Source organism: Arthrobacter sp. BF1, from assembly GCF_056680215.1.
Window position 1 is genome coordinate 2,296,229 of record NZ_CM155271.1, and the last position, 24,611, is coordinate 2,320,839.

Annotated in this window: 29 protein-coding genes; 12 read left to right on the top strand and 17 right to left on the bottom strand. The window is 64.5% G+C overall.

What is annotated here, in order from left to right:
* The first annotated feature begins 8 nt into the window (after positions 1–8).
* On the top strand, positions 9–2,021 hold the full coding sequence (locus AC1MCD_RS10740) for a M3 family metallopeptidase (RefSeq protein ID WP_498671800.1): 2,013 nt from the start codon (positions 9–11) through the stop codon (positions 2,019–2,021).
* A gap of 205 nt (positions 2,022–2,226) precedes the next feature.
* On the opposite strand, the gene pdxS is transcribed toward AC1MCD_RS10740, so the two are convergent.
* The 6 genes from pdxS to AC1MCD_RS10770 all read right to left on the bottom strand — a co-directional run bounded on the left by pdxS (position 2,227) and on the right by AC1MCD_RS10770 (position 10,498).
* On the bottom strand, positions 2,227–3,153 hold the full coding sequence (pdxS, locus tag AC1MCD_RS10745; protein ID WP_354214317.1) for a pyridoxal 5'-phosphate synthase lyase subunit PdxS: 927 nt from the start codon (positions 3,151–3,153) through the stop codon (positions 2,227–2,229).
* Between the two features lie 162 nt (positions 3,154–3,315).
* Positions 3,316–3,939: a phosphatidylinositol phosphate synthase gene (pgsA, locus tag AC1MCD_RS10750; protein WP_498671802.1), complete on the bottom strand. Its 624-nt coding sequence runs from the start codon at positions 3,937–3,939 to the stop codon at positions 3,316–3,318.
* Complete coding sequence (locus AC1MCD_RS10755) at positions 3,929–4,516, bottom strand: HIT family protein (RefSeq protein WP_498671804.1); 588 nt, start codon at positions 4,514–4,516, stop codon at positions 3,929–3,931. Before AC1MCD_RS10755 ends, pgsA begins: the two co-directional genes overlap by 11 nt.
* 20 nt (positions 4,517–4,536) lie before the next feature.
* Complete coding sequence (gene thrS, locus AC1MCD_RS10760; protein ID WP_498671806.1) at positions 4,537–6,546, bottom strand: threonine--tRNA ligase; 2,010 nt, start codon at positions 6,544–6,546, stop codon at positions 4,537–4,539.
* A 146-nt stretch (positions 6,547–6,692) separates the two neighbouring features.
* On the bottom strand, positions 6,693–10,181 hold the full coding sequence (locus tag AC1MCD_RS10765) for a DNA polymerase III subunit alpha (RefSeq protein WP_498671808.1): 3,489 nt from the start codon (positions 10,179–10,181) through the stop codon (positions 6,693–6,695).
* Positions 10,178–10,498 carry a DUF6504 family protein gene (locus AC1MCD_RS10770; RefSeq protein WP_498671810.1) on the bottom strand — a complete coding sequence of 107 codons (321 nt, stop codon included), beginning with the start codon at positions 10,496–10,498 and terminating at the stop codon, positions 10,178–10,180. Before AC1MCD_RS10770 ends, AC1MCD_RS10765 begins: the two co-directional genes overlap by 4 nt.
* A gap of 154 nt (positions 10,499–10,652) precedes the next feature.
* On the opposite strand from AC1MCD_RS10770, the gene AC1MCD_RS10775 reads away from it, so the two are divergent.
* The gene (locus tag AC1MCD_RS10775) at positions 10,653–11,042 is read left to right on the top strand and encodes a hypothetical protein (RefSeq protein ID WP_498671811.1); all 390 of its coding nucleotides are present in this window, start codon (positions 10,653–10,655) and stop codon (positions 11,040–11,042) included.
* A 2-nt stretch (positions 11,043–11,044) separates the two neighbouring features.
* On the opposite strand, the gene AC1MCD_RS10780 is transcribed toward AC1MCD_RS10775, so the two are convergent.
* Complete coding sequence (locus AC1MCD_RS10780) at positions 11,045–11,365, bottom strand: chorismate mutase (protein ID WP_498671812.1); 321 nt, start codon at positions 11,363–11,365, stop codon at positions 11,045–11,047.
* 19 nt (positions 11,366–11,384) lie between these two features.
* Here AC1MCD_RS10780 and AC1MCD_RS10785 point away from each other — a divergent pair, with 19 nt between their 5' ends.
* Positions 11,385–11,807, top strand: coding sequence for a VOC family protein (locus AC1MCD_RS10785; RefSeq protein ID WP_498671814.1), 423 nt, complete (start codon positions 11,385–11,387; stop codon positions 11,805–11,807).
* 31 nt (positions 11,808–11,838) lie between these two features.
* Here AC1MCD_RS10785 and AC1MCD_RS10790 read toward each other — a convergent pair whose 3' ends face one another.
* Complete coding sequence (locus tag AC1MCD_RS10790; protein WP_498678291.1) at positions 11,839–12,570, bottom strand: SOS response-associated peptidase; 732 nt, start codon at positions 12,568–12,570, stop codon at positions 11,839–11,841.
* 150 nt (positions 12,571–12,720) lie between these two features.
* On the opposite strand from AC1MCD_RS10790, the gene AC1MCD_RS10795 reads away from it, so the two are divergent.
* From AC1MCD_RS10795 to AC1MCD_RS10805, 3 genes are all read left to right on the top strand, one after another.
* Positions 12,721–12,978 (top strand): mycoredoxin, encoded by a 258-nt coding sequence (locus AC1MCD_RS10795; RefSeq protein ID WP_108599279.1) that lies wholly within the window; start codon positions 12,721–12,723, stop codon positions 12,976–12,978.
* 83 nt (positions 12,979–13,061) lie between these two features.
* Positions 13,062–14,147: an S-(hydroxymethyl)mycothiol dehydrogenase gene (locus AC1MCD_RS10800; RefSeq protein WP_498671816.1), complete on the top strand. Its 1,086-nt coding sequence runs from the start codon at positions 13,062–13,064 to the stop codon at positions 14,145–14,147.
* Entirely contained in the window at positions 14,144–14,824 is a 681-nt protein-coding gene (locus AC1MCD_RS10805; RefSeq protein ID WP_498671818.1) for an MBL fold metallo-hydrolase, read from the top strand. The genes AC1MCD_RS10800 and AC1MCD_RS10805 overlap by 4 nt, the downstream gene beginning before the upstream one ends.
* Before the next feature lie 20 nt (positions 14,825–14,844).
* Here the strand turns inward: AC1MCD_RS10805 and AC1MCD_RS10810 are convergent, their stop codons facing one another.
* Positions 14,845–15,624 carry a lipoate--protein ligase family protein gene (locus tag AC1MCD_RS10810; RefSeq protein WP_498671820.1) on the bottom strand — a complete coding sequence of 260 codons (780 nt, stop codon included), beginning with the start codon at positions 15,622–15,624 and terminating at the stop codon, positions 14,845–14,847.
* Position 15,625: 1 nt separating this feature from the next.
* Between AC1MCD_RS10810 and AC1MCD_RS10815 the strand changes: the two genes are divergently transcribed.
* From AC1MCD_RS10815 to AC1MCD_RS10835, 5 genes are all read left to right on the top strand, one after another.
* A complete protein-coding gene (locus AC1MCD_RS10815) occupies positions 15,626–16,006 on the top strand; it encodes a DUF2177 family protein (RefSeq protein WP_498671822.1) in 381 nt (126 codons plus the stop codon).
* 119 nt (positions 16,007–16,125) lie between these two features.
* A complete protein-coding gene (locus tag AC1MCD_RS10820; RefSeq protein WP_498678294.1) occupies positions 16,126–16,830 on the top strand; it encodes an endonuclease/exonuclease/phosphatase family protein in 705 nt (234 codons plus the stop codon).
* A gap of 22 nt (positions 16,831–16,852) precedes the next feature.
* The gene (locus tag AC1MCD_RS10825) at positions 16,853–17,191 is read left to right on the top strand and encodes a SulP family inorganic anion transporter (RefSeq protein ID WP_498671823.1); all 339 of its coding nucleotides are present in this window, start codon (positions 16,853–16,855) and stop codon (positions 17,189–17,191) included.
* Positions 17,167–18,060 carry a SulP family inorganic anion transporter gene (locus tag AC1MCD_RS10830; protein ID WP_498671824.1) on the top strand — a complete coding sequence of 298 codons (894 nt, stop codon included), beginning with the start codon at positions 17,167–17,169 and terminating at the stop codon, positions 18,058–18,060. The genes AC1MCD_RS10825 and AC1MCD_RS10830 overlap by 25 nt, the downstream gene beginning before the upstream one ends.
* A 9-nt stretch (positions 18,061–18,069) precedes the next feature.
* Positions 18,070–18,546, top strand: coding sequence for an STAS domain-containing protein (locus AC1MCD_RS10835; protein WP_498671827.1), 477 nt, complete (start codon positions 18,070–18,072; stop codon positions 18,544–18,546).
* A 9-nt stretch (positions 18,547–18,555) separates the two neighbouring features.
* On the opposite strand, the gene AC1MCD_RS10840 is transcribed toward AC1MCD_RS10835, so the two are convergent.
* Positions 18,556–19,359 carry a thioesterase family protein gene (locus AC1MCD_RS10840; protein ID WP_498671830.1) on the bottom strand — a complete coding sequence of 268 codons (804 nt, stop codon included), beginning with the start codon at positions 19,357–19,359 and terminating at the stop codon, positions 18,556–18,558.
* A 160-nt stretch (positions 19,360–19,519) separates the two neighbouring features.
* Between AC1MCD_RS10840 and AC1MCD_RS10845 the strand changes: the two genes are divergently transcribed.
* A complete protein-coding gene (locus AC1MCD_RS10845) occupies positions 19,520–20,197 on the top strand; it encodes an endonuclease/exonuclease/phosphatase family protein (protein WP_498671832.1) in 678 nt (225 codons plus the stop codon).
* 6 nt (positions 20,198–20,203) lie between these two features.
* Here AC1MCD_RS10845 and AC1MCD_RS10850 read toward each other — a convergent pair whose 3' ends face one another.
* The 7 genes from AC1MCD_RS10850 to AC1MCD_RS10880 form a co-directional block, all read right to left on the bottom strand.
* Positions 20,204–20,737, bottom strand: a complete 534-nt coding sequence (locus AC1MCD_RS10850; RefSeq protein WP_498671834.1) for an NUDIX domain-containing protein — start codon at positions 20,735–20,737, stop codon at positions 20,204–20,206.
* Positions 20,738–20,791: 54 nt separating this feature from the next.
* Positions 20,792–20,992 (bottom strand): DUF1918 domain-containing protein, encoded by a 201-nt coding sequence (locus AC1MCD_RS10855; protein ID WP_498671836.1) that lies wholly within the window; start codon positions 20,990–20,992, stop codon positions 20,792–20,794.
* A 113-nt stretch (positions 20,993–21,105) separates the two neighbouring features.
* Positions 21,106–21,546, bottom strand: coding sequence for a DUF1810 domain-containing protein (locus tag AC1MCD_RS10860; protein ID WP_498671839.1), 441 nt, complete (start codon positions 21,544–21,546; stop codon positions 21,106–21,108).
* 27 nt (positions 21,547–21,573) lie between these two features.
* The gene (locus tag AC1MCD_RS10865; protein ID WP_498671841.1) at positions 21,574–22,110 is read right to left on the bottom strand and encodes a DNA alkylation repair protein; all 537 of its coding nucleotides are present in this window, start codon (positions 22,108–22,110) and stop codon (positions 21,574–21,576) included.
* Positions 22,107–22,472 carry a TraR/DksA family transcriptional regulator gene (locus AC1MCD_RS10870; RefSeq protein ID WP_498671842.1) on the bottom strand — a complete coding sequence of 122 codons (366 nt, stop codon included), beginning with the start codon at positions 22,470–22,472 and terminating at the stop codon, positions 22,107–22,109. The genes AC1MCD_RS10865 and AC1MCD_RS10870 overlap by 4 nt, the downstream gene beginning before the upstream one ends.
* A gap of 108 nt (positions 22,473–22,580) precedes the next feature.
* Complete coding sequence (locus tag AC1MCD_RS10875) at positions 22,581–23,870, bottom strand: coiled-coil domain-containing protein (RefSeq protein WP_498671844.1); 1,290 nt, start codon at positions 23,868–23,870, stop codon at positions 22,581–22,583.
* A gap of 37 nt (positions 23,871–23,907) precedes the next feature.
* Positions 23,908–24,327 (bottom strand): nuclear transport factor 2 family protein, encoded by a 420-nt coding sequence (locus AC1MCD_RS10880; RefSeq protein ID WP_498671845.1) that lies wholly within the window; start codon positions 24,325–24,327, stop codon positions 23,908–23,910.
* Between the last annotated feature and the right edge of the window lie 284 nt (positions 24,328–24,611).

The window sequence follows — 24,611 nt, forward strand, 5'->3', positions numbered from 1 at the left end:
TTAGCGGGATGACGAATCCCCTCCTCAGTCCCAGCGCCCTGCCCTACGGGCTGCCGCCGTTTGCCAACATCGGACCCGCAGATTACGCCCAGGCCGTCACCGCCGGCCTTGAGGAACATCTGGCCGAAATCCAGGCCATCCTGGACAACCCGGTGCGTGCGACGTTCGAGAACACTGCCGTGGCCATGGAGAAGTCAGGCCAACTGCTCCAGCGGGCGGCTGCGTCGTTCTTCACGCTTGTCTCGGCCGACGCATCGGCCGAGATCCTTAGCCTGGAGACCGAACTCTCACCTCAATTTTCCGCCCATCAGGACGAGGTCTACCTCAACCGTGCGCTGTTCGACCGGTTCACGGCAATCGACACTTCCGGACTCGACCCTGAGTCTGTCCGGCTCGTGGAGGAGTACCTGAAGGAGTTCCGCCAAACCGGGATCCAGCTTGATATGCACGGGCAGGACAGGCTGAAGGGAATCAATGCCGAACTCTCCAAACTGGGCACGGAGTTTGGGCAGCGGGTCAAGGAGGGCATGAAGTCGGCAGCTGTGGTGTTGGACAGCGCAGAGGAGTTGGCCGGCCTGCCGGCGGACGACATCGCCAGCGCCGCCGAGGCTGCCCGCACCGCCGGCCACGACGGCAAATTTCTGCTGACATTGATCCAGCCCAGCAACCAACCCGCCATGGCTGCCCTCGAAAACCGTAGCGTCCGCCGTCGGCTGTTCGAGGCCTCCACGGGGCGGGGCAGCAACGGCGGCAGCCTGGACGTCCTGGACCTGGTCACCTCGATGGCCCGGCTTCGCGCTGAAAAGGCCGCACTCCTTGGTTTCGCGAACTACGCCGAACTCGTGGTGGACCGCCAGACAGCCCCCGATTTCGAGGCCGTCCAGTCCATGTTGAACAGGCTGGCCCCCGCGGCTGTCCGCAATGCGGATGCCGAGGCTGCTGCCCTGGCCGAGGTAGCCGGGCATCCACTGGAGGCCTGGGACTGGGCGTATTACTCGGCCAAAGTGCGCCGGGAAAAGTACGCCGTGGACGAGCAGGCGCTCCGCCCCTATTTTGAGCTGGACCGCGTTCTTCGGGACGGCGTCTTCTTCGCTGCCACGTCCCTCTACGGCATCACCTTCCACGAACGCGGTGACCTGGCCGGTTACCACCCGGACGTCCGCGTCTGGGAAGTCCGAAACCCTGACGGAACGGGACTCGGGCTGTTCCTGGGTGACTACTACACCCGCGAATCCAAGCGGGGCGGGGCCTGGATGAACTCGCTCGTGGACCAGTCAGAGCTGCTCGGCACCCGGCCCGTGGTGATCAACAACCTCAACATCTCCAAACCGGCGGCAGGCGAACCCACGCTCCTGACGCTGGACGAACTTCGCACCACGTTCCACGAGTTTGGACACGCCCTCCATGGCTTGTTTTCCAACGTCACGTATCCGCGCTTCTCCGGAACTGCGGTCCCCCGGGACTTCGTGGAATACCCGTCACAGGTCAACGAGATGTGGATCCTCTGGCCCGAGGTGCTGGCCAACTACGCCCGGCACCACACCACGGGCGAGGCGCTCCCCCAGGACGTTGTGGACCGGCTTAACGAGGCGCGGCTTTGGGGCGAGGGCTTCGCGACCACCGAGTATTTGGGCGCTGCGCTGCTTGACCTGGCCTGGCATGTGCTGGACGAAACGGAAATCCCGGACGACGTTTTGGCCTTCGAAGCGAAATCACTGGCCGCAGCAGGGGTGGCCCTTGCCCTGATTCCGCCGCGCTACCGGACTGGCTATTTCCAGCACATTTTCGCCGGCGACGGCTATGCGGCCGGCTATTACTCGTATATCTGGAGTGAAGTCCTGGACGCGGAAACCGTCGACTGGTTCACCGAGAACGGTGGCCTGAACCGCACCAACGGCGAACGTTTCCGCAACGAGCTGCTGTCCCGCGGCAACAGCCGGGAACCGCTGGAATCCTTCCGCACCCTCCGAGGACGCGACGCCAAACTGGAGCCCCTGCTAAAGCGCCGCGGCCTCGACTAGAACTCAGTTAAAGTACGACGCCGGTCCCGCACCGAAAGAGGTGAGGAACCGTCGTCGTAAATCCGGAGCGCCAAGCGCACGGCGGGGGTGATCCGGCAGCGTGCGTAAAAGGGGCCCCGCGTCCAGGCTCGCCGCGAAGCGGCCTCAGCTGGACGCGGGGAATAGCGCGCAGAGGATCAGCGCCGTCGGGCGCCCAAAAAGCGAATTACCAGCCGCGCTCGGAAAGACGGTGCGGCTGCGGGATCTCGTCGACGTTGATGCCCACCATGGCTTCGCCCAGGCCTCGGGAGGCCTTGGCGATAACGTCGGGGTCATCGAAGAACGTGGTGGCCTTGACCACGGCAGCTGCACGCTGGGCCGGGTTGCCGGACTTGAAGATGCCGGAACCGACGAAGACGCCGTCGGCGCCGAGCTGCATCATCATGGCGGCGTCGGCCGGGGTGGCGATGCCGCCCGCGGTGAACAGCACCACGGGGAGCTTGCCGGCGGCGGCAACTTCCTTGACCAGTTCGTACGGGGCCTGCAGTTCCTTGGCGGCGACGTAGAGTTCGTCCTCGGGCAGGGCTGCGAGCTTGGCGATCTCGGCACGGATCTGGCGCATGTGGCCGGTGGCGTTGGAAACGTCGCCGGTGCCGGCCTCGCCCTTGGAGCGGATCATGGCCGCGCCCTCGTTGATGCGGCGCAGCGCCTCACCGAGGTTGGTGGCGCCGCAGACGAAGGGAACCTTGAAGTTCCACTTGTCGATGTGGTGGACGTAGTCGGCCGGGGTGAGGACCTCGGACTCATCAATGTAGTCCACGCCCAAGGACTGCAGGACCTGAGCCTCGACGAAGTGGCCGATCCGGGCCTTGGCCATGACCGGCACTGATACGGCTTCGATGATTTTGTCGATCATGTCCGGATCGGACATGCGGGACACGCCGCCCTGGGCACGGATATCGGCCGGAACGCGTTCCAGCGCCATTACTGCAACGGCACCGGCGTCTTCGGCGATGCGGGCCTGTTCAACGTTGACGACGTCCATGATGACGCCGCCCTTGAGCATCTCAGCCATGCCCCGCTTGACGCGGTTGCTGCCCGTGACGCTGTTCGCGGACGAACCGGCTTCGCTGCTTACATCAGGTGTAGACACAAAAACCCCTATGGGTAGATAGATGACCTTCGCCGGACGTGAGGGCGGCAAGAAGCCGAAAGTCCACGCACCGGGTTGCCGGATCCATTGACCGGGCAGTGACAATACTAGTCCCCCGGCAGGCGGCGGGCTTAATCACGCTAAAGACCGGCTTAATCACGCTTAATCCGAAGCCGCGGGCTCCGCAAGCGCCTGGCGGTGGACGGTCGCTATGCGCTGGCAAATGGTGATCAGGCTGGCCAGTGCCAGCAGCCCGAGCGTCACCAGCAGGACCACCGGGGGCAGCCCCAAGCCGGTGAATCCGGTGACCACCAGCACCGAAACCAGTCTCTCGGCGCGCTCGGCGATGCCCACATTTGCCGTGAAGCCGAGGGATTCGGCCTTTGACCGCGCATACGAGACCACCATGCCCAGCACGAGGCAGACCATGGCCGCCACGGCAATCGCGTATTCCGCTCCTCCGGTGAAGAACCAGATGGCCACGCCTGCAAACAAGGCGCCGTCGGCGATCCGGTCCAGGGTGGAGTCCAGGAAGTTGCCCCACCGGCCGTCGCTGTCCCGCATGCGGGCCATAATGCCGTCGAGCACGTCCGAGAAGATGAACGCCGTAATGAACAGGGTGCCCCACCAAAGCTGGCCCAGGGGGTAAAAGACCAAGGCTCCCACCACCACGCCGGCGGTGCCGATGACCGTCACCGCGTCAGGGGAAACACCGATTTTCAGGAGCCAGCGGGCAAGCGGGGTGAATAGCGCGGTAAAGAAGCCGCGCGCGTGCCTATTCAGCATTCGTCTCCCCTGGCCAGGCCTCGGCAACCATTTGGCGGACCTCGTCAAGGGTCTGCGTAATTGCCTTGGTCTGGGCAATGATCGGGAAGAAGTTTCCGTCACCGCCCCACCGCGGAACAATGTGCTGGTGCAGGTGGGCTGCGATGCCGGCGCCACCCACGACGCCCTGGTTCATGCCGAGGTTGAAGCCGCCGGGGTTGGACACTTTGCGCAGGACCCTCATGGCTGTCTGGCTGATCTCGGCGAATTCCGCGGTCTCTTCCGTCGTCAGGTCCGTGTAGTCCGGGACATGCCGGTAGGGGCACACCAGGAGATGGCCCGGGTTATAGGGAAACAGGTTCAGGACCGCGTAGCAGGTCTTCCCCCGGTGGACGATAAGGGCTTCCTCGTCGGTCCGGCTCGGACCCACACAGAAGGGGCAGTCGTTTTCGTTCTTGAACTGGTGCTGGCCGCCCTTGATGTAGGCGAGCCGGTGCGGAGTCCACAGGCGCTGGAATGCGTCCGGTACGCCCGCGAGATCAAAGTCATCGGTCACGCCGGCATCCCCTGGATATCCTGCGCCTGTGTTCTCCTGCACCGTGTTCTGTTCCGTTTCCGCTAGCTGGTCCGGTTACGGACGGCTTCCGTGATCCGCTTGACGGCCTCGGCCACGGGCACGCCGTTATCCTGGCTGCCGTCGCGGAACCGGAAGGAGACGGCGCCGGCTTCGGCATCATCCCCGCCGGCGATCAGGACAAAGGGGATCTTGTCCTTGCTGGCGGTGCGGATCTTCTTGGGGAACCTGTCCGACGACGTATCCACCTCGGCGCGGATGCCCGCCGCCTTGAGCTGGTCCACGACGTCGAACATGTAGTCGTTGAATGTTTCGGCCACCGGGATGCCCACCACCTGGACAGGGGAAAGCCATGCCGGGAACGCGCCGGCGTAGTGCTCGGTGAGAACGCCCATAAAACGCTCGATGGAACCGAAGAGCGCGCGGTGGATCATCACGGGCCGCTGGCGGGTGCCATCGGCCGCCTGGAATTCCAGTTCGAAGCGTTCCGGCAGGTTGAAGTCCAGTTGGATGGTGGACATCTGCCAGGTGCGGCCGAGTGCGTCCTTCGCCTGGACGGAAATCTTCGGGCCGTAGAACGCGGCTCCGCCCGGATCGGCGACAAGTTCAAGCCCGGATTCCTCGGCCACTTCGGCGAGGGTCCTGGTGGCCTCGTCCCAGGCTGCGTCCTCGCCGACGAACTTCTCCGGGTCCTTGGTGGAAAGCTCCAGGTAGAAGTCGTTCAGGCCGTAGTCCTTCAGCAGGTCAAGAACGAAGGTCAGGGTCTTGGTGAGTTCGTCCTTCATCTGCTCGCGCGTGCAGTAGATGTGGGCGTCATCCTGGGTCATGCCGCGCACGCGCGTCAGGCCGTGCACCACACCCGACTTTTCATACCGGTAGACGGCACCGAATTCGAAGAGCCGCAGCGGCAGTTCACGGTAAGACCGTCCCCGTGACCGGAAGATCAGGTTGTGCATGGGGCAGTTCATCGGCTTCAGGTAATAGTCCTGGCCGGGCTTGCGGACAGTGCCGTCCTCGTTGAGCTCGGCGTCAACGTGCATGGCCGGGAACATGCCTTCCTTGTACCAGTCCAGGTGTCCCGAGACTTCGTACAGGTGGCCCTTGGTGATGTGCGGGGTGTAGACGAACTCGTAACCGGCGTCGACGTGGCGCTGCCGTGAGTAGTCCTCCATCTCCTTGCGGATGATGCCGCCCTTGGGGTGGAACACGGGAAGACCCGAGCCCAGCTCGTCCGGGAAGGAGAAGAGGTCAAGTTCGACGCCGAGCTTGCGGTGGTCGCGCCGTTCAGCTTCGGCGATGCGTTCTTGGTAGGCCTTCAGTGCGTCCTTGGTGGGCCAGGCCGTGCCGTAGATGCGCTGGAGCTGCTGGTTCTTCTGGTTGCCCAGCCAGTACGCGGAAGAGGACCGGGTCAGGGCGAACGCGTTGGAGATGAGCTTGGTGTTGGGCAGGTGCGGGCCGCGGCAGAGGTCGCACCAGACGGTGGTTCCCTCCTTGCGCTCCACATTGTCGTAGATGGTGATGTCGCCGGCGCCGACCTCGACGTTGACGCCTTCGCCTGCTTCGGCGGCTTCATTCTTTTTGCCCAGCAGTTCAAGCTTGTAGGGCTCGTTCTTCATGGCCTCGCGGGCTTCATCCTCACTGACCACGCGGCGGACGAACTTCTGGTTCTGGTTGATGATCTTCAGCATCATCTTTTCCAGGGTCTTGAGGTCCTCGGGAGTGAAGGGCTCGGCGACGTCAAAGTCGAAGTAGAAGCCGTCAGTGATGTACGGGCCGATGCCGAGTTTGGCATCGGGGCGCAGCTGCTGCACGGCCTGGGCCATCACGTGGGCGGTGGAGTGGCGGAGCACGTTCAGGCCGTCCGGGGAATCGATGGTGACGCCCTCGATCTCGGCGCCGTCGGTCAGCTCCTGGTCCAGGTCCTTCAGTTCGCCGTTGACGCGGGCAACAACAACGTCGCGGCGCTCAAAGAAGAGTTCCGCACCGGTTGTCCCGGTAGTCACCTTGGTCTCTTCGCCATCGACGATGAGGGTGATCTGCTGGGCATCTGACACGGGTGTCTCCTATTCAAAGTTTTGGGCTTCATAGCTTGCGGCATACGGGGACCACAGCCAGCCACCGTCAATGCTATCGGTTTCGCCAGAGGCCGACCAACGGGACCCGCTGGTTCAGGCGGACCGTCCGGGCACCCGGATGGGGCTCAGCCGCCCATTCCGGTGATGGCAAGGCTCCGGCTGATCCCGTCCAGGGGATGCGGCACGTCGGTACTCTCCCTCTGGTTTTCAGGGAAGGGCAGTGTTTCCACCTTGCTCAGGTCCCAGGCCATGCTGGCGCTCAGGCTGATGCCCCGTGGACCTGTCCGCCGCGTGGTGCCGCGGATGAGCAGCAGCCTGGTGCCGAACAAGAGCAGTCCCGCCTGTTCCTGGGCTTCGTGGAAGAACACGGAGTCGATGCAGCCGGTGCCGTCATCGATGCTGATGAACACCACACGCCGGCCGCCGCGCATCGGCGGGGTCTGGGTGGCGATGCGCACCCCGGCCACCAGAACCTCTGTGCCGTTGCGCAGGCCCAGCAGTTTGTCGGCAGTGGTGACTCCCAGCCTGTCCAGCATGGGCCGGTGGCTGTCCATCAGGTGGCCGCTGACGTCAATGGCCATCAGGTCAAGTTCTGCCCGGACATTGTCCACCAGGGTGGGGGCAGGAAGGCCTGGTTTGACGTTCCGCAGCTCCACATCACCCAACGGCAAGGCCAGCTGCCCTTCCATGATGTCCAAGCCTTTCCGGGTGCCCCCTGTCGCTTGGAGTTTCTGCAGATGCTGGACGAGGTCCGCGCGGTTTGCAGCACCGCCCGACTCCCGGTGCAGGGAATCAAAGGCTCCCAGCTGCGCGAGCCTTTTGATGTTGGGCTTGCTCAGCCTGGACCGGGCCCTGAGATCAGCAAGGGAGTCGTAGGGCTGGCCGGCAACAATCCGCTTAAGCTCGGCCCCTGAGAGGCCGTAGATGCCGTTGAGGCTCAGTCTGATCCCCAGCTTGCCGGCATCCGCCCGGTCCGCCACCCGTTCCACCCGGTACTCGGCCTGGCTGCGGTTGATGTCCAACGGAAGGATGGGGATACCCAGCCGCCGGGCCTCGGCCACCAGCAGCCGTTTGGGATACATACCGGGATCGTGCTCCCACAGCCCTGCCAGGAACGCCTCGGGGTGGTGCGCTTTCAGCCAGGCGGACTGATAGGTGGGAACGGCAAAGGCCGCGCCGTGTGCCTTGCAGAAACCGAAGCTGCCAAACGCTTTCAGGGTCCCCCAGACGTTGTCCACCACTTCCGGCGAATACCCCTTGGTGCGCGCCTCCCTGCGGAAGAACTCCTCCACTTTCAGCTCCAGGACCTCATTGCCAAGGGCACGGCGGAACTCATCCGCACGCGCCAGCCCGCAGCCGGTCATAACATCAAAGGTTTTGAGGATCTGTTCGTGGAAGACGGTGACGCCGTGTGTTTCCTGCAGCACTGGTTTCAGGTCAGGATGTGGATAGACTTCCGGCGCGAAGCCGTGCCTGTGTTCCAGGAACGGCCGCACCATGTCCGATTTCATGGGCCCCGGCCGGAACAGCGAAATGTCGATGATGAGGTCGTTGAACTCACGCGGGGCCATCTTGCCGATCAGCTCACGCTGGCCAGGCGATTCAATCTGGAAGCAGCCCAGGGTGTGGGTGCTGCGGATCAGCTCGAAGGTGGGCTCATCATCGAGGGGGACAGCGTTGAGGTTGATGTGGCCGTTCTCAGCAATGTAATCGGGCCCGGAGCCGTCAGGCCCCGCAGGGTGGGCACCGGCCGCCACCACTTCCGCTTTGGAAGGATGGATCCGGATGACTTCCCGGATGGCGAAAGCCATCGCGCTCTGCATCCTGACCCCCAGCACATCCAGCTTGAGCATGCCCATGGGATCCATGTCGTGTTTGTCGAACTGGCTCATGGGCAGCCCCAGCCCGCTGGGCTGGACGGGCGTCCGGTCAAGCAGCGTGGCGTCGCCAAGGATCACACCACAGGGGTGCATGGAAATATGCCGGGGCAGCCTGTCGAGGCGTTCGGTGAGGTCCACCAGCAGGTCAAGCTGCTGGTTTTCGGCGAAACCACGCTGTTCCACCCGCCCGGCGAATTCCCGGAGCTCAGGTTTTTCAACCAGGGCTTCACGGAATTTCCGGGCTGAAAAACGCCACAGCTGTTTGGCGATCTCACCGACGTCGTCATCGTCCATGCCCAACGCCATGCCGGCATCCCGGACCGCGCCGCGTGCCCGGTACCCGTTTTGCATACTCATCAGGGTGACCCGTTCAGCACCAAAACGGTCGAAGATTTTCCGGTACACGTTGTGCCGTTCGGCGCTTTCGACGTCGATATCGATATCGGGCAACGTTGCCCGGTCCCGGGACAGGAAGCGTTCGAAGATCAGGTCATGCTGCAGCGGGTCCACCTGGCTGACATCAATCAGGTAATTGACCAGGCTGGAGGCTCCTGAACCGCGGGCGGCTGCCCGCACTCCCATGTCCAGGATCATGCGGGAAACCTCCGCCACCGTCAGGAAGTAGGAGGAAAATCCGAGGTTCCGGATGATCCCCAGCTCGTGCTCCAGCCGCGAGCGCATTTCCTTGTGTGCCGGGCCTGAGATGCCGGGAAACCGCTTGCCTATCCCTGCTTCACAACGCTGTACCAGTTCACGGTGCGGGTCCTGGCTGATGCCGATGACCGAGGCCTCCGGAACCACGGGCTGTTTCCATCCCATGTCACTCACAGGGTCTATCCGGCAGTAGTCGGCGAGCGCCTCAGTTTGTGCCATCAGTTGTTTGAGGTCCGCCGTGCCATACCCTGCGGCGTGGATGATTTCCTTGCCCAGCTGAAGCATCTGTTCTGCTGATTTGAGCCAGGCTTGCCCGTTGGGCTGGAGTAGGGGTTCTGCCGCAAGTTCCGGCAGGGACTTCAGTGTCCGGGCTGAGTCGAGCACGTCCGCCGTGGCGGCGCCGTCCTCGGCGCAATAGCGGACAGCGTTGGTAAGCACCGCCGGGACATGGTGTTCTTCGGCTAGTTTGAGCATGCGTACTGCGTGGGCGGTGCTCAGGGGTGTGCCAGGGGTGGTGAGTTGGGATACGACTTCTGCCACCAGGCTCCCGGCCGGCATGGCGTCCAGCCAGCGTTTGAAGAGAGTGCGGGGCCGCAGGTACCGCCGGCCGCCCATGGCCCGTCCGACGTCGGAATCCGGTCCGATCAGGACGGTCAGGACCGGCTTGAGCGTCTGGGGGTCAAGGATCCGGGAGGCGAGCTCGGCGCGGGTGACCGCCACGGGCACCGCTCCCCCGGCTTTGCCTGAGGTGCGGGCATGGGCATCGGATACCAGCCGGCACAATGCCCGGTAGCCGGCCCCGTTGTTGTGGCCGCGGGCGAGCACCACCACCCGGCCGGCGAGCTGGGTGCGGTGGTCACCGTCGTCGTCGAAGACCGCGAGGTCCACTCCCACAATGGGATCGATACCCGCAGCCATGCATGCTTTGAGGTGTTTGATGGTGCCGTACAGGCCGTCGCGGTCCGTGCACGCGAGCGCTGACGCGCCGTCCGCCGCCGCAACCTGGGCGAGCTCCTCAGGCCAGGAAACCCCGTAGTGCGCGCTGAAGGCGGTGGAAACGTGGAGGTGGGTGAAGCTCATGCTGTTCGGGGCTGGAGGGCGTCGTGGATCCGCAGCAGCCGCCAGCGGCCGCTGCCGAGATGCCGGGAAAGGTCCAGCGTGAGCGGTTCCCCGGTATCCTGCGGGTCCAACCGGACCTGGACCCGCCAGATCTCGTGGTCCACCAGCCCCGGGCCGCTGCCCAGCGGCGCCCGGCGCTCCTCAGCCCACCACTGCCGGCGTTCGTACCACCGCACAGGCTCGGCGCATACTGTGTAGCGCCGCCCGCCCCATTGGAGTTTCAGCGGTTGGCCGGAAGCGGTGCAGTCGACGTCCACGGACTCGCTGAACATGCCCATGGGCGCCTCCCGAACTGAATTGGGCTGATGCGAGCTGCTGACGCAAAAGCGGATTTGTTCGAATACATGTTCGAATAAATCCAGTCTACGACGGTGCCCCGGCAAAACCTAGACAGGGGTGGACGGACGGCCAGCAGGGGGGCAGGATTGTGGCATGAGCTCCCAAAACGCACTCCTCAAGCACGTAAGCATCAAAGCCCAGGACAATACGCTCGTGGCCAACTTTGATATCGACGGCAACATACCGGGGGCAGGTGCGTACGTTGTGGGACTTGTGGCGGCCAGCCCTGACCATTCCTCCCAAAGACGGCTGGGCATCGAATTCCTGAACGGGGAGGCCATCGCCTTCTACTCGTTCTGCCATGACCAGACCGCCGAGGAGAACTATGATCTTTCCGGGGTGACCCATTCGGGCAACACCATCACCGGCAACTTTCCCATGGCAGCCATTCAAGGCCTGGGCAAAGGGCACTACATGACGGCGTTCAGCGAGGCCGACGGCCGCGATTTTCAGGGGGGCGTCGCCGTCGAGGAAGCGCTCTAGCTTCAGCTGTTTTCTTTGTGGACCTTCATCTCGAGTTCGATGAAGCCCGAGATCATGGCCCGGTACGTGGATTCAACGATGTCCGGATCAATGTCCTTCTTTTTCGCGGCTCCGCGAACGTGCTCAATCACCCGCTCCACCCGGCCCGGGGCGCGGACTTCGGCGTCGTCCCCCTTCAGGGTTCCGGCGATCCGGATCAGGCGTTCACGCCGCGCAATGAGCGTGACAATCTGATCATCAACTTCGTCGACCGCGATCCGAACGGCAGCGAGCTGTTCTTTGTCGGCCAATGCTTCCCGGTCGTTTCCTTGAATTGTTGCCATCAACTGAGAGTATCGAAGCATGCAGCCCAGAGTCGACTTCATCTCACTAGGTGTTCGCAGTGTTGACGCCTCCCGCCGCTTCTACGTGGAAGGCCTCGGCTGGCCGGTGCGCCGGGAACACGCCGGCGATGTGGTGTTCATCCAGGCCAACCACGGGCTGATCCTGTCCCTGTGGGACGCCGGACAGATGCACGCCGAAGCGGGAGTGGGTACGCCCGGACCGGTTCCGTGCATCACCCTCAGCCACAACCTTCCCAGCACGGAGGACGTGGACCGGGTGATGGACGAAGCCCGGGCCGCCGGCGCTGAGATCGTTGCCGAGCCTGTCACCCAGCCCTGGGGCGGGTACAGCGGGTACTTCGCCGATCCGGACGGCTTCCGCTGGGAGATTGCCTACAACCCCACCTGGGCAGTGGACGACGACGGCAAGGTCACCGTCTAGGGCCACAGTCACCGTCCGGGACGTGTCCCCTTTAGAACAGGGCCTCCACGGGCCGGATGAGTTCCGGAGAATTGTTGCGCACGTTTCCCACCTCTCGGCCCACTGAATCCACGTGCCAGTCGGCCGCAACGTCTTTGACATGGGCGCGGACAAGATCCACAAGGAAGGCGGCGTCGTCGATCTGCGGATCAAGCCACGAGGCCATGGTTGCCCGGTCCATGGGCAGCGGCACCCGGTCGTGCAGCTCGGTGAGCTTGCCGAACACCGTGGACTCGGCACCGGGCGGCGGAGTATCCGCGGTGAGGATGGAGGTGGAGAGCATCCACCGGCCAGGATCGCCGTCGGCCTTGGACGGGTCCTTCCACCATTCGTACAGGCCGGCAAACACCAGACCACTGTCAGATCCCGGATGGACATAGTAGGGCTGCTTTACCTTGCCGGTCCCCTGCTTCCACTCGTAGTACCCGTCCGCCGGCACAGCACAGCGACGTGACTTCACGGCCTTGCGGAAGGCAGGCTTCTCCAACACGCTCTCGCTCCGGGCGTTGATCATTCTGGCGCCAATGCCCGGATCCTTCGCCCACGAGGGCACCAGGCCCCAGCGTGCCACGTGCAGCTGCCGGACCGCTTCATCATCAATGAGCCGTTCCAGGACAATCGGCACCTCATCCGTTGGCGCTACATTCCATGACGGCGGAAGCTGCACTTCCTCCTCCAGCCGGGCATCAAATTCTGCCAGCAGGTCACCCACGGCCCGGGCCATCACATAGCGTCCACACATGGCACCAGCATGCCATCACCGTTATGCCTTGTCAGCCGGTGCCGTCATCCGGCGGCGCAGCCACAGGGAATAGCCCGCCGCGGGTTACCGTTGAGGAGAACGAACCCCCCACAACGAATTCAGGAGAGCTCCGTGGACTTTACCCCCGAGAACGGCACCATCACCATGTTTTCCACCACCTGGTGCGGCTACTGCAACCGGCTGAAGAAGCAGCTGGACGCGCAGGGCATCGGCTACACGGAGATCAACATCGAAGAGGTGGAGGGCACCGCCGAACTCGTGGAGCAGCTCAACGGCGGCAACCAGACCGTCCCCACTGTGCTCTTCCCGGACGGCACCGCCGCCACCAACCCCTCACTGGCCGAGGTAAAGAGCCGCCTCGCAGCCTAAGTCCGGCAGCTCATGTGGTAGACAGAACGGGACCAACCCCAGGGTTGGTCCCGTTCTGTCTATCTGCATTGAGGGAGCCTTCCGTGGTCCATAAAGTCAAAGGTGTCGTAGCCCGCTCCAAGGGCGCCCCGGTCACTCTGGAGACCATTCTGGTCCCGGATCCGGGGCCGGGCGAGGCCCTGGTGGACATCCTCACCAGCGGCGTCTGCCACACCGACCTGCATTACAAACTGGGCGGCATCAGCGATGACTTCCCATTCCTCCTGGGCCACGAGGCCACCGGCGTTGTCAGCGCCGTGGGCCCCGACGTCACCAACGTCGTCCCGGGCGACCGCGTGGTCCTGAACTGGCGGGCTGTTTGCGGCGAATGCCGCGCCTGCGCCAAGGGCCAACCGCAGTACTGCTTCAACACCCACAACGCCACCCAGAAGATGACCCTTGAAGACGGCACTGAGCTCTCCGCCGCCCTGGGCATCGGCGCGTTCATCGAAAAGACCCTGGTGGCCGCAGGGCAGTGCACCAAGGTGGATCCCGACGCCGATGCTGCCGCCATCGGCCTGCTCGGCTGCGGCGTGATGGCGGGACTCGGGGCCGCCATCAACACCGGCGGGGTCAAGCGCGGCGATTCGGTCGCCGTGATCGGCTGCGGCGGTGTGGGCGTGGCCGCCATCGCCGGTGCCGCGCTCGCAGGCGCGACCACCATCATCGCCGTCGACATCGATGCCAAAAAGCTCGACCGCGCCCTGGAACTCGGCGCCACCCACACCGTGGACTCCTCGGCTTCGGACCCGGTGGAGAAAATCCGGGAACTCACCGGCGGCTTCGGCGCTGACGTGGTGATCGACGCCGTCGGACGTCCCGAAACGTACAAGCAGGCCTTCTACGCGCGCGATCTCGCCGGCACCGTGGTGCTGGTGGGTGTCCCGACCCCGGACATGACCCTGGAACTGCCGCTCCTGGATGTCTTTGGCCGCGGCGGCTCGCTGAAGTCCTCCTGGTACGGCGACTGCCTGCCGTCCCGGGACTTCCCCATGCTGATCAGCCTCTACCAGCAGGGGAAGCTGGACCTGGACGCCTTTGTGACCGAGCGGATCACCATCGACCAGGTGGAGGAAGCGTTCGAGAAGATGCACTCCGGTTCGGTGCTGCGATCGGTGGTGGAGCTGTGAGCGCGGCTTCCTCGCCGGCAGCAGGCACCGATGGCGGTCCGCTGCGGATCGACCGTCTGGTCACCTCCGGGACGTTTTCGCTCGACGGCGGGACCTGGGATGTGGACAACAACGTCTGGATCGTGGGCAACGACACCGAGTGCGTGGTGATTGATCCGGCGCACGATGCCAAGGCTGTTGCCGCGGCGGTGGGTAACCGGAAGCTCAAGGCAATCCTGCTGACGCACGGCCACGACGACCACATCCGTTCGGTGGGCGACTTCTGGGACCTTGTCCAGGCCCCCATCCACCTGCACGAGGCCGACTGGATGCTCTGGAAGAGTGTCTACCCGGACGTGGAGCCGGACGTCCGCATCAACCACGGTGACGTGTTCGAAGTGGCGGGAGCGAGCCTGACGGCTCTGCACACGCCAGGTCATTCGCCGGGCTCGGTGTCCTTCCACCTGGCTGACGGGCCCGACGGCGAGGGCACGGTCTTCAGCGGCGACACCCTGTTTCAGGGCGGCCCGGGAGCCACCGGCAGGTCCTACAGTGACTTCCCCACCATCATCGAGTCGATCAGGACGTGGCTGCTGCCGCTCCCGGCCGAAACGGTGGTCCGGACCGGGCACGGCGACACCACCACCATCGGCGCCGAAGCCCCGCACCTGGATGAGTGGATCGCCAGGGGCCACTAAAGCCGCACCAGCGAGGCGGGCTACGCTTCCCTGCCGTACACGCTGCCAAAGCCGGCATGCTGCAGGGACGCGTGGCCCGCGTAGGCGGCAATTACCGCATCCTCAACTGCCTGGACTGTCAGCCCCGGTACAAGATCGTCTGCCGCCCCGGCGGTGGCCGGGTCCCAGTCCAGGCCAAGGGCCGCATAACTGTCCGTCAGGACGGCGCGGATGGGGGCGGAGTTTTCCACCACAATCACCGAACTGAACAGCCAGCCGCCGCTCACCACACGCTGCGCCGTGCCAACGAGTTTGATCCGGTGGGTGGGATCCCCTGGGTGGGTGCCGTGGACGCTGAACTCGCCGGGGCAGTATTCGCCGGGGATCTCGCCGACGGCGGCCTGCACGCCGACGTCCCGCAGCGCCTGTGCCAGCAGCTCACCAAAGAAACTGAACCGGCTTTTGGAGCCGGCGATGGCATCTGCGTCCGGCATGACGTGGTCAACCACCAAAGTGCCCTCGTGATAGGCGGCGGCGCGGCCGCCCGCCTTCCGCACCAGAGGCTCAAAACCATGGTCCCGGCAGGCCTGCGCAGCCGCCTCGAAGCCCGTCAGGCGGGTGTCCCGCTGGCCAAAAGCAACAGTCGGGGCGGGCCGGTACAACCGGAGGGTGGGACCGATCCCGCCGGTCTTGGCCAAGTTCAGCAGTTCCAGGCCGAATTCCAGGTCCCGCTCAGCGCCAAGAGTATGATCCTGCCGCACCACGGTGAGCGTCCGGTCGGCCTTGACGTCCTGCATGTTGCTAAGCTCCCTTATGGTCATAATGCAATTCCTTGTCGTTGCCGCCGCGTTCGCGGTCATCGACTCCATCTGGCTCAAGCTGATGAACCCGTTCTACCGCAGCCACATCGGTGAACTGCTCGCTGACAAGCCCCACTTAGGTTACGCCGTGGCTTTCTATGTCATGTACATAGCGGGGATTCTCTTCTTCGCCCTGCGGCCGGCGCTCGACGGCGGCAGCTGGCTGACCGCCGTCGGCTACGGAGCCGCGCTGGGTGCCTTTGCCTTCGCAACGTATGACCTCACCAATGCCGCCACCCTCAAAACATGGCCGCTGCAGCTTATTGTGGTGGACATTCTCTGGGGAGCCGCGCTGACCGGGCTGTCCACCCTCGCCGGCTGGCTCGTGTTCCGGTCCACCTGACCAGGCTCCCGGCAAAAGCTACCTGACACGAACGGACTATGACGTGCCGTTCGGCGCCGGGTGGCTAAACTCAGAAACCGGCGGCACCCCCACACTCCTCCAGGAGAGGCAATCCACTGATACGAGTCATTAGCTACAACCTTCGCAAGCACAAGGCCAGCGGGGAACTGGTGGCCTTAGCCCGGGATTTCGGCGTTGATGCCCTGTGCCTGCAGGAGTGCGACACCACTGATCTGCCGGACACCTTAGGTCACCTCCAACTGGCCGATTCGACCAAAGGGAACCGGTTGGGGCTGGCCATCTACTACCGGCCGGACCGGTTCACCGCGCACGGCACCAATACCTTTGCGCTGAAGAAGTCCCTGCACGACATGGTCCTGGCGCCGGCACATGAGCGGCTCATCGGAACCCGGGTGCGGGACATCGAGACCGATCATGAACTGGTCATTGGCTCGTTCCACGCGGCGCCGCTAACGGCCACCAACTCGCTGCGGCGCAACCAGATCAACGCGGCCCATAAGGAACTGCTGGGCATGGGGACTGGCCTGATGACCCTGATGATGGGTGACTTCAACTACCCGTTCTTCACCAAGAACCTCACCGAACACATGAAGGATTCCGGGTACGAGCTATCGCTCAGCAACCGCAGGACCTACACGCGGTACAAGGTGTTCAAGGGCCACTTCGACTTTGCCACGTCACTGGGGTTGAACATCGAGAACGTGGAGACGCTGCCACGTGGCGCGTCAGACCATTTGCCCATCCTCGTGACCGCCGAATATGGTCAGGATTCCACTCCGGCGCAGGAGCCCCCGGCCGCCTGACTGGACTTTTTGGGAGGCCCGCGTGCGGCACGACTGGATCAGCAGGGCGATACCGGGCGTTCGCGTGGCCCGCGGCTACAAAAAGGCATGGCTGAAGCCTGACCTGGTGGCCGGCGCAGCCCTGAGCGCAGCCCTGGTGCCGGCAGGCATGGCGTACGCCGAGGCCAGCGGTCTCCCTGCCGTGAACGGGCTGTACGCCTCCGTCGTACCCATGATCTTCTACGCCTTGTTCGGGCCGTCCCGGGTTGTCATTGTGGGGCCGGACTCGTCACTGGCACCCATGATCGCGGCCGCCATCCTCCCCTGGCCGGACGCGACCCGGAGCAGGCTGTGCCCATGGCGGGAGTCCTCGCGATCCTGATTGGCGCCTTCCTGTTTGCCGGGCGGATCCTCAAGCTGGGATTTGTTACCGGCCTGCTGTCCAAACCAATCCGCGTCGGGTACCTGAACGGCATTGCGCTGGCTGTCACCGTCAGCCAGCTTCCGCGCCTGCTGGGCATCGACAGCTCCGGCGGGACCCTGGTTGAGCGCCTGGGTTCCCTGTCCGGTTCCGTCCTCAGCGGCGAAATCAACCCCGTGGCCCTGGGCGTCGGGGCAGCTAGCCTGGCCGTGATCGTGGCAGGTCGCTTCCTGCCGTGGAAAGTGCCCAGCGTCATGTTTGCCGTGGCCGGGGCCATCGCCCTGGTGGCCGCGCTGGACCTCACCGGGCAGTTACCGGTGGTCGGAGCCCTCCCGCAGGGGCTGCCCTCGCCGGCGCTGGGAGGGATCGGCTGGGACGAGGTGAGGACGCTCATAGGCCCGGCAGCAGGCATCGCCCTGATCGCCTTCGCGGACACGTCCACCCTGTCCAAAAGCCTCGCGGGTCGCCGCGGGGAAAGGGTCAACGGCAACGAGGAAATGGGTGCACTGGGGATCGCCAACATGGCCACGGGCCTACTCGGCGGCTTTCCGGTGAGCGGAAGTTCCTCGCGCACCCCCATTGTGCTCGACGCAGGCCGGAGGTCCCCGCTGAGCGGAGTGGTGGCTGCGTTGCTTGTGGTGCTGTTCATGATTCTCGTGCCGGGCGTCACGGCTTTCCTTCCGACCGCGACGCTCGCTGCCGTGGTGATCGTCGCGGCGGCATCCCTTGTTGACGTGAAGACACTCCTGCGCCTGATCAGGATGAGCAAGATGGAGACCCTCCTCCTGGTGGTCACGTTCCTGGGCGTGGCCTTTGTGGGAGTCCTGTAGGGCATTGTGGTGGCAATCGTGCTCTCGCTCGTGGCGTTCGTCCGGCGGGCCTGGGACCCTTACCGTACCGAACTGGCAAGTGTGGACGGTGTGCCCGGCTTCCACGACCTCAACAGGCACCCTGAGGGCAGGCGGATCGAGGGGCTGGTCATCGCACGCTTTGACGCACCCCTGTTTTTTGCCAATGGCGAAGTATTCGCGGACCACATCCGCAGCCTGGTGGACGGCGCACCCTCGCCGGTGAAGTGGGTGATTGTGGCCGCCGAACCGATCACCGGCCTGGATACAACGGCACTGGACGAGCTGGTGCAGCTCGACGATGAATTGGCGCTGGGCGGCGTCAGCCTGGTTTTCGCCGAAATGAAGGGCCCGATCAAGGACCGACTGGTCCGCTTCGGTGCCAGTTCCAGGTTCAGCGCAGACCACTTCTACCCCACAGTCCACAACGCGGTACGCGCCTACAGGGAGTGGAGGGCTAAGGAGTAGCCGGCAGCGTCAGGTCCGGCGCAGGGTCAGGATCTGCTCTGCACGACCGAAAGGTCCCTGGAGGTCATGGAGGACGGTGGAGGTCAGTCCGATTCCGTCAGCGCCGAAGGAAACGGCGTTGTCCAGGCCAAGCCATTCGCCCCCGGGCCGGCGGTACATGTGGATCTGCAGGTCCAGGTTCGGAAAGGCATAACTGTTTTCGCCCGGGGCGACCCTGGCCGCGATCCCGTTGGCCGTGTCCACCAGGCCCATCAGGCGGGTGAAGTCGCTGCTGTCTGCCACGTCCGTCAGTGGGTGCCGGGTTCGCAGCCAGACCGTTCCGGCTCCGTCCCGGTGCCCCTCCGCGACGCGCATTTCAAGGGACCGGATGTACCCGCCTGGCCAGATGGCGGCGCCGTCGAACGGTTTGCATTCATCCGGCGCAGGAATGGCGGCATCCTCGACGGCGGCCACCGCTGCTGTGTCACTGGTGATCATCCGCCACGCAGTGGCCCTAATGGCCACACGGCCATTGGCAACCAGTTCTGCCTGCAGCAACTCGATGGTCCGGCCCGGACGAAGCGTGGCGGTTTCTATGTGGAATTCGCCGCCGGGAATCAGGCCGAGGATCTCATAGCTCAGCCGGGCCATCCGCATGTCTGCCCGGGGTTCATGCCGCTCCAGGCTGTCAGCCATCAGGCCGGCGGCAGGCGCCATGTGCTGTTCGTGCTCGTTCCAGGCGCCCTGGGCATGAATCGTTGAGCGGAAGCGGCCGCCGCCCAGCGATTGATAGTAGAAGGCCCCCTGGGCAAGTTCAGGCAGTTCCTTGGTCAACGTTGGCCCCTTCTGACATTTCTGGGTGAATGATCATTAACCCTAGTCCGTGCCGGCCCCGGGGTGATGAACGAAACAAAGTTGCGGCGCCCGCGGCTTCCATTCGGACTAGACTCGGAAATTGGTCCTATCAGTGACCTCGAAGCGAGGTGCTCCACGAATGCGCGTCATCAGCTACAACCTCCGGAAGCACAAAGCGAGCGGCGAACTGCTCGCGCTTGCACGGAATTTTGCCGTCGATGCCCTCTGCCTGCAGGAAGTGGACGCCGGCGAGCTGCCGGACGCGCTCGGTCCCCTACGCCTCGCGGATACCACCAAGGGCAACCGCCTGGGACTGGCCATCTACTACCGGACGGGCCGGTTCACCGCCGTGGACACGCAGTCCTTTGCGCTGAAGAAGTCAGTGCATGACAGGGTCCTGGCACCGGCCCATGAGCGGCTGATTGGTACCCGCGTGATGGACAACGAGACCCAGCACGAGCTGGTGATCGGTTCGTTCCACGCGGCTCCCCTCACTGCATCGAACTCGCTGCGGAGAAAACAGATCCATGCCGCCCACGCGGAGCTGCTCAGCATGGGCAGCGGCCTGATGACGCTGATGGTGGGTGACTTCAACTATCCGTTCTTCACCAAGAACCTGCACGTCCACATGAAGAACTCGGGTTACGCCTTGTCCCTCAGCAACCGCCGGACCTACACCCGCTACAAGGTGTTCAAGGGCCATTTCGACTTCGCCACCTCGCTGGGTTTGGACATTGCCAGCGTGGAAACCCTGCCGCGGGGCAAGTCGGACCACCTGCCCATCCTGGTCAATGCGGAGTACGGCAAAGATTACTGACTGGCCCTACTGGCTCCGCACGGCCCCGTCGAGGAGGCGTGGCTGCAGGTGCGGCCAAGCCTGTGCGAAGCCGGGGTGCAGTTCCTTCCTGCCCATCTCCCCCAGGGGTACCCACTGGAGTTCGAGGCTTTCCGGATCGCTGATCACGGGATCAAAGGGTGCAATCACCAGGACCGCAACAGTGGTGTACGTCCAGTAGCCGACGTCCAGCACGGAGGTGAAAAGCACATCCACACCGTCCGCCGGAACTGCTGCTTCCTCGTAGGCTTCCCGGAGGGCACCCGTGACGGCATCCTCGCCGTGGTGAAGGGCGCCCCCGGGCAGTCCCCAGGTTCCGCCGTTGTGGCTCCACAGTGCACGGTGCTGGAGGAGGATCCCCTTGTAGGGGTCGTACGCCAGCACACCGGCGGCACCGAACCTGCCCCAGAACCTGCCGCGGTCGCCCTCAACCCAGGCGTCACCGGGGTCCCGCGGACCACGCAGGGCGGGGGGAACGCGGGAACTTGCATCGGCGGACGTGGCAGCCTGGAAATGGTCCATGCCCCAAGTCTGACAGGTGACCGCCCGTCCCCGCATGCGGCACGACGTCCCGTGTCAGCCTGGCTGGCCTGCGTGCCCGCGTTCGACGGCGAAATCACCGCCGGGGTACATGACCGTTTCGTGTCCGTCGTCGAAGCGGACCAGGTACGGCGGATGGCCTTCGTCGCCCCGCACTTCCACGATCACCCCGTGCCGGTCGGACGACCCTACAGTCCTGCCCCGCACGATGATCCTGTCCCCTTGAGTTGCCTCCATGGCAATCACCTCCAAGCCCCAGAGTACGGCTCGGCAGCCAGCAGTAACAGGGGCTGCGGCGGCACGCCTTCGCCGTGACCGTTGTCCGGCCGTGATTGCTGTCCGGCGACGGCTCAGTCCCTGGCCGCGGCGAGCAGTTCGTCGGTGGCGGGATCGGGTTCGCCGTCGAAGAATTGTGCCAGCACCGTCTTGAAAACGGTCTCGCCAGGTGCAGCGCGGAGGAACAGCGTCATGGAGGAGTGCAGCTTTTTCGCATCAATGCCGCCGAGGATGTCGACGGCGGTACGGCCGGTGTGGGTGGCCAGGGCTGTGCTGCACTCGAGCAAGCGTGGCCCCAGAACGTCGTGCTTGAGGTAGGCCTGGGCTTCCGCCAAGGAGGTGATGGCGTATTTCACGGATGTGGAACTGCTGCCGAGGCCGGCGATCTGCGGAAAAATGAACCACATCCAGTGGCTGCTTTTGTTGCCGAGCTGCAGCTCCGACAGGGCCTGCCCGTAGGTTCCGCCGCTGTTCTGCGCCTCAACAAAGCGTTCCAGGTTGTAGGGGTTGGTCATGGGCTTCTCCTTCTGTTGGTCATGATCTCAGGCCGTACGGGCTGTGATGTCAGCGGTCAGGGCCGCGGCGCGGCGGACCCACTCGTCAGGGTCCTGGCTCCAGCGCGCGATCACCACATTGGCACGTTGGCGGTCCATGCCGTCCAGCGCCGCCAGCAGGGGAACCACGACGTCGGCGATCAGGGGGTCAACCAGCTCGGCTGTGTGCGCTGACCGGATGAAGCCCTCCAGCCTGGTCAGGTCGGAATGGCGCAGCAGGACAACGCGGGACTGCAGCAGCACCACGGCGGCGAGCCTGCGCTCATAGACGGCCCGCCTGCCCGGTCCGGGCTGGCCCCAGAGCTGCGAGGCCAGCGCTGTCACGTCATCGTGGCCAAGGCCCTTGAACTTCGTATCGGCGTCCCGGACGGTGCCCCTCACGGCTCCCACAGATGCTCCATAGGAACTGAGGGCCCCGCCCACGCGTGACTCCACTTCCTCTGCCCGGTACCAGGTGCCTTCGTTCTGCAGCGTGGCATCGATGAAGCCGGCAGCGTCCTGCACTGTTTGATTCACGGGCGTCACCTCCGGCCCTGGCGTCCGGCGGCGGCGTGCTCGATGCAGAAGGGGGTCCAGGGCCTGGCCTCCAGGCGGCCTTCGGCGATGGGACCACCGCAGACGGCGCACACCCCGTACGTGCCGTCAGAAATTCTATGCAGGGCGGCTTCAACCTCGGCCAGTCCGGCGCTGCTCTGGTTCAGCAGCGCCGAGGCCTGCGACAGTTCGAAGGCAATGGTGGCGCCTTCAGGGTCGTGTTCATCATCCACATTGGAGTCCTGGCGGGCGGCATTGGCCGACGAGATGTCCGCCCGGAGTGCCGGAAGCAGCGCCAGTTTCCGGCCCCGCTCTTCCTCCAGCATAATCCGGAACCGCTCAAAATCAGCCATGGGAAAAGCCTATCGCCGTCCCGCCCCCGTCCCTTCATTCCCGTGGTCGGGGAGCCGGTTGCGGGGAAAAGGACGGACCGCAACCGGTTCAACGGGTAGCAGCGGCTGTCAGTACCAGTTCTTGATCACGGAGTGGTTCCAGGCGCCGCAGGGAGATCCGTAGCGGTTCAGGATGTAGGCAAGCCCCCATTCGACCTGGGTGCGGTAGCTGGTGAGCCAGTCGCTGCCGGCGCTCGCGTACTTGCTGGCGGGCAGCGCCTGCGCGATTCCATACGCGCCGGAGTCCGGGTTGGTGGCCGTGGTCAGCCAGTTGGATTCCTTCGTCCACAGCTGCGCCAGGCACTGGAACTGGTCCGGGCCCCAGCCGAAGGCGGACAGCCGCCCGGCGGCGTAATTCCTCGCACCGGCGGGATCATTTACCGCGCCGCCGGGAATGGAAGGCACGACGACGACGGGCGGCGGAGTCGGCGTCGGACTCTCCGCCGGAGGTACTGGAGCAGGAACTCCGGGAGCCGGGTTCGGGGGTGCCGGGTTCGCCGGGGCCTGGGCAGCAGCCTTGGCCGCGGCATCAGCCTGCCGGCGTGCCTGCTCCTCCGCTGCCGCCCTTTTGGCGGCCTGCGACAGCTCGTAGGCAGCGAGGGCAGCCTGGCCTTGCCGGAATTCTCCTTCCACTGCTGCGGTGGTTCCCTTGAGTGAGGCGAGCTGGGCGGTGAGTTCATCGCTGTGCTGCTGTTGCTCCGCGACCTGCTGCGACACCGCACGCTGGGCTGCCTGTGCTGAGCCAAGCTTTGCTTCGGCAATTCCGGCCAGCCGTTCACGCTCCGTCTTTGCGGCACGCTCCTGCTCGGCCAGCGCTGCCGAGATTTGTTCCGACTCCGCTGACTTGTGGACCAGTAACGCCGTCTTGTCACTGACGATCCGGACGATGTCCAGGCCGTGGAGGCTGTTGGTCTGCAAGGCGTCCAGCGCCATGAAAAATCCCATGTTTGTGCCACCGGTCTTGTAGGACTGCACGGCGAGGGCCCCGATCTCCTTCTTGTGCCGGCTCGATTCCGCCTGGGCATGGGCCACCTGCGCAGCCAGGGCCTCCACCCGGGAGCTGGCCGCCTGAAGTGCGGACTGTGCCACAGCGTAATCGGCAGCAGCGGTTACGGCGGCATTGCCCAGCGCCTCGGCCTGGGTTTGCAGGCCACCGAGCAGGTCCCCGATTCTGGTGACTTCAGCGGCCGTGCCGGCCTCACTTTGCTTGGCCTTCTCCACGTCCTGCCAGGAAGGAAACCCACCGGGAGGCGCCTCGTCGGCGGCGTGCGCGGGCAGGAAGGAGAACGATGCGGCCACAGCCAGGGCGAGTACTGCCGCGACACCGGGCAGCCGCACTTTTTGTGCAAACGGGGACATAGTTCGTGAGCTTACCGGGCAAACCGCCGCCCGGGAGTTAACCGCCGGCAGTGCGGGGCCGGCGTCCGGACAGCGACTGGACCGCCTGTTCAATATCGATCCACGCGCGTTCGACGTCTTCCAGGTACAGCCGGCCGGCTGTAATCAGTCCGTCTTCCACTTCGAACAGCGCCACCCCGCGCACCTGAAACGGCTGGCCGTCCGTGCGGGTGCCAGTCCATGTCCATTCGACCCAGGTGGTGTTTCCGTCGTCAACAGTGCGCCTCACTTCCGACCGGAAGTCCGGGATTCCGGCGAACATGGCCTCCCAGTTGGCATGCATCTGCGCTCGGCCCGTGAAGGCCCGCCCGGGATGCGCGGGCTGTTCGCTTCGGTAGTTTTCGTGGAAGAGCGCCGCGGCGGCTTCAAGGTCATGGGCATTTAGTGCCGTAAAGAGCTGATTCAGAACATCGCTCATGGCGTCCCTCTCTCGCCTTCAGAACCACCCTTGGTGCCGTCCCGGCGCGGCACCGGGATGGGGGCTCACGAACCATTATCGGTGCTTTGAAGACCTTCCGGCGTCTTTATTTTGAGATACAACCATCAGTTAGATGACCTGACCGGGCATATACGGATGCCGGGCCGTGACCTGCATGGTCGTGGCTTACGGATGAAAAATCCAACGACTTGGCTGGGTGAATTCCGGCCCTACATTCCGTTATCGGAATGTGACATTCGGGAAAAGCGGCGGTTATGGTCGAT